General features: G+C 72.2%; 5 protein-coding genes. 2 read left to right on the top strand and 3 right to left on the bottom strand.

Annotation, left to right across the window (positions count from 1 at the left end; genetic code table 11):
* The coding region (locus tag JWN97_RS06050) for an integrase core domain-containing protein (RefSeq protein WP_297619882.1) at positions 1 to 126 on the top strand (126 nt) is incomplete at its 5' end.
* On the opposite strand, the gene JWN97_RS06045 is transcribed toward JWN97_RS06050, so the two are convergent.
* Together JWN97_RS06045 and nadA are read right to left on the bottom strand one after the other, a co-directional pair.
* A complete protein-coding gene (locus tag JWN97_RS06045) occupies positions 123 to 1313 on the bottom strand; it encodes a winged helix DNA-binding domain-containing protein (protein WP_297619876.1) in 1191 nt (396 codons plus the stop codon). The genes JWN97_RS06050 and JWN97_RS06045 overlap by 4 nt on opposite strands.
* 16 nt (positions 1314 to 1329) lie before the next feature.
* Entirely contained in the window at positions 1330 to 2502 is a 1173-nt protein-coding gene (gene nadA / locus JWN97_RS06040; protein WP_297619873.1) for a quinolinate synthase NadA, read from the bottom strand.
* 55 nt (positions 2503 to 2557) lie between these two features.
* Between nadA and JWN97_RS06035 the strand changes: the two genes are divergently transcribed.
* Positions 2558 to 3802, top strand: coding sequence for a sugar phosphate nucleotidyltransferase (locus JWN97_RS06035; protein WP_297619869.1), 1245 nt, complete (start codon positions 2558 to 2560; stop codon positions 3800 to 3802).
* Here JWN97_RS06035 and JWN97_RS06030 read toward each other — a convergent pair.
* Positions 3799 to 3950: integrase core domain-containing protein (locus JWN97_RS06030; RefSeq protein ID WP_297619879.1), on the bottom strand; the 152-nt coding region annotated here is incomplete at its 5' end. The genes JWN97_RS06035 and JWN97_RS06030 overlap by 4 nt on opposite strands.

The raw sequence follows: 3950 nt of genomic DNA, 5'->3' as shown, positions 1-3950 counted from the left end.
GAATCCGCCCGCCGAGCGGCTCTGCCAGCATGGCTCCACGAGTACAACCACCACCGGCCCCACACCGCACTCGGCAGGTCAGCACCCATCACCAGGTTGACCAACCTCACCGATCAGTACACCTAGGGCAGCTTGGCCTGCTTCATCTGGCGCGAGGCGTAGACGTTGCCGATCACGGTGCCGTCCAGCCAGGCGGTGAGCCGCTCGGCCTCGCGGTCGAGCGCCGCGCGCCCCTCGTCGCCGACGTCCTCGAGCAGGGACAGCCGCACGGTGCCGTCGTCGTCCTGCACCCAGCAGCCGACGACCCGCCCGTCCCACCACGCCGTGGTGCCGGCGTTGCCGTTGGAGTCGAAGAGGTGGGGGACGTGCGCGGGGTCGAGGTAGAAGGCACGCGACCTCCAGCCCATGACGGTGGGGTCGAGGGCCGGCAGCAGCGCTGCCCAGGGCGCGGGCGCCTCGGTGTCGTCGGTGTCGTCGGGCAGCACCCAGCCGGTGCTGCCGTCGTCGAGCGAGACCGTCACCGCGGCGACGTCGGCGAGGGCCCTGGTCACGGCGGTCTTGGTCGAGCCGAGCCACCACTGGAGGTCGTCGGCGGTGCCGGGACCGAACGTCGTGAGCCACGCGCGGACGAGCTCGGCATAGCCGGCGGCCTCGTCGAGCGCCTCGGGGACCGGGTCGAGCCAGTCCTGCGTGCGCATCCAGGTCGGCTTGTTGAGCCGCCAGTGCCCGGCGTTGCGACCGCGCAGGGTCGCGCCGCTCAGCCCGAGGTGGGTCAGCACCCACGGTGCGACCGGGACCGCGCGGTCCCACGGCTTGTCGGTGGTGCCACCGATCATCCCGGCCAGCTCCGGCACGTCGGCGCGGAGCTCGGCGACCGTGGCCGGGCCGTCGGCGAGCCGCCGGAGCGTCGCCTCGCGGGCCGCCTCGAGCCAGGCGTCACCGTCCTCGGCGATCCCGGCGCCGGCGATGGCCTTCGCGATCCGCTTGCGCTCGGCCGTCGCCACCCGCGCCGACGCGCTGCCCCACGCCGCCGTGAGCAGCTCGCGGGGGAAGACGAAGAGCGTGCGCCGCATCGCCAGCTGCTTGACGACCTCGCGCGCGCCGTACATCGCTGCGTCGACGTCGGCAGGGGTGAGGCCCTCGGACCGGGCCGCGACGGCCAGGTGCACGGACGCCGCCTCAGTGGCGTGGAGGACCGTCATGGCCCGCGTCACCGCGGCGACGTCGCCGAGCCGGTGGGTCGGCGCGAGCGCGTGGCGTACGCCGATCCGGCGACGGCGCTCGGAGTCGCCGATCCGACGCGTGGCCGTCACCGTGAGCCGTCCGGGCTCAGTCGCGGTGGGACTTGCCGGGCAGGTCGAGCATCCGCTGCAGCGCGACCAGCGCATCGGCCTCGGTCTCGGGGTCGACGGTGATCTGGTTGACCACGGTGCCGGCGACCAGGTTCTCCATCGCCCAGACGAGGTGGGGGAGGTCGATCCGGTTCATCGTGGAGCAGTAGCAGACGTTGCGGTCGAGGAAGACGATGGTCTTGTCGGGGTGGGCGTCCGCCAGGCGCTTGACCAGGTTGAGCTCGGTGCCGATGGCCCAGACCGTGCCGGGTGCCGCCGCCTCGATGGTCTTGATGATGAACTCGGTCGAGCCCACCAGGTCGGCCTTGAGGACGACCTCGTGGGTGCACTCGGGGTGCACCAGGATGGTGATGCCGGGGTGCTTGACCCGCAGCTCGTCGACGACGTCCTCGGAGAAGCGGCCGTGCACCGAGCAGTGGCCCTTCCAGAGGATCATCCGTGCGCGCTGGAGCTCCTCGGCGGTGAGGCCGCCGCCGGGCCGCTGCGGGTCCCAGACCACGCACTCGTCGAGGGCTATGCCCATCTTGAGCACGGCCGTGTTGCGGCCGAGGTGCTGGTCGGGGAGGAAGAGGATCTTGGCGTCGGGCACCCGGTCGAAGGCCCACTCGAGCGCGACGTCGGCGTTGGACGACGTGCACACCACGCCGCCGTGGCGGCCGCAGAACGCCTTGATGTCGGCGCTGGAGTTCATGTAGGTCACGGGGACGACGCTGTCCTGGATCCCGGCGTCGGACATCGCGTCCCAGGCGTCCTCGACCTGGCGCAGGCGGGCCATGTCGGCCATCGAGCACCCCGCGGCCAGGTCGGGGAGGATCACCCGCTGGCTCGGAGCGGTGAGGATGTCGGCCGACTCGGCCATGAAGTGCACGCCGCAGAAGACGATGAACTCGGCGTCGGGGCGGTCGGCCGCGTCGCGCGCCAGCTTGAAGGAGTCGCCGGTGACGTCGGCGAACTGGATGACCTCGTCGCGCTGGTAGTGGTGGCCCAGCACGAACACCCGCTCGCCCAGCGCGGCCTTGGCGGCCCGCGCCCGCTCGACCAGGCCCGGGTCGGACGCCGCCGGCAGGTCACCGGGGCACTCGACACCACGCTCGGCGTCGAGGTCGCGACCCTTGCCGAGGGGGAGGAGCGGCAGGTCGACGAGACTCATGCTGCCCATCCTATGAGGGGAGTCGGCGGGGGCTGGCGCATGCCATGCTTCGGCCATGCCACGTCGCGGTGAGGTCCTGGCCCTGGTGCAAGCGGGCGGTCAGGGCTCCCGCATGGACGTCCTCACGCGGGAGCGGGCCAAGCCCGCCCTGCCGTACGGCGGCGTGCACCGGTTGATCGACTTCGCGCTGTCGGGCCTCGTGCACGCCGACCTCTCCGACGTGTGGGTGTCGCTGGAGTACCAGGTCACCTCCATCGACGACTACCTCTCCGGCGGGCGTCCGTGGTCGCTGGACCGCAACCGCGGCGGCTTCCGCCGGATCGTCCCGCAGACCGGCACGGGCCCCGCGACCGAGAGCGGCTTCGCCCACGGCAACGGCGACCTGCTGCTGCGCATGTCCGCCGACATCGAGGCCTTCGGCGCGCGCACGCTCGTGGTCTGCAGCGCCGACCACGTCTTCAACATGGACCTCGCGCCGGTCGTGGACGAGCACGTCGCCTCGGGCCGGGTGGCGACCGTGCTCACGGCCGAGGTGACCAAGAAGGACGCGTCGGACAACGTCGTGGTGCTGGCCGGACGCGACGGCACCGTCACCGGTGTCGAGCACAAGCCGTCGCGGCCGTCCGCCGGCACGGTGGCGACCGAGATCTTCGTCTACGACACCACGGCGCTGCTGTCCGCGCTCCATGACCTGCGGCACGAGCTGGCGGGGGAGCAGGACGGGGATCAGAGGGAGGACGGCGACAGCGGCATCGGCGACTTCGGGGAGCACCTGCTGCCGCGCCTCGTCGAGAGCGGCAAGGTCGTCGCCGTGCCCCTCACCGGCTACTGGCGCGACGTCGGCCAGCCGGGCCTCTACCTGCAGTCGCACCGCGACCTGCTCGCCGGCAAGGTCGACGTCTTCGACCACCCGGGCCGACCGGTCATCTCGCACTGGCCGGACCGTCCGGCCTCGCGGGTGCGGGCGAGCGGGGAGTGCCGTGACTCGCTGCTGTCGCCCGGGGCGGACGTCAGCGGGCTGGTGGTCGGCAGTGTCCTCGGGCCGGGCGTGGTCGTCGAGAAGGGCGCCGAGGTGCACGACAGCGTGGTCATGGAGGACTGCGTCATCCGGGCGGGTGCCGTGGTGCGGACGACCGTGCTGGACGAGCGCTGCGACGTCGCTCCGCGGGCCAGGATCGGCACCGCCCCGTCGGCACGGCTGGCACGCGACGAGGACGTCGTTCTCGTCGGTCGCGACTCCCGGGTCGCCGGACAGGTCCCCGCGGGAGCGCGGCTGGAGCCCGGGTCGCACCTGGCCTAGCTGTATTGATCGGTGAGGTTGGTCAACCTGGTGATGGGTGCTGACCTGCCGAGTGCGGTGTGGGGCCGGTGGTGGTTGTACTCGTGGAGCCATGCTGGCAGAGCCGCTCGGCGGGCGGATTCGGAGTTGTAGAACTTCTTGAACGCCC

Source organism: Nocardioides sp., from assembly GCF_025965415.1.
Taxonomy (GTDB): domain Bacteria; phylum Actinomycetota; class Actinomycetes; order Propionibacteriales; family Nocardioidaceae; genus Nocardioides.
Note: the sequence above shows the minus strand (reverse complement) of the source record. Positions and strands in the feature narration are given on the sequence as shown.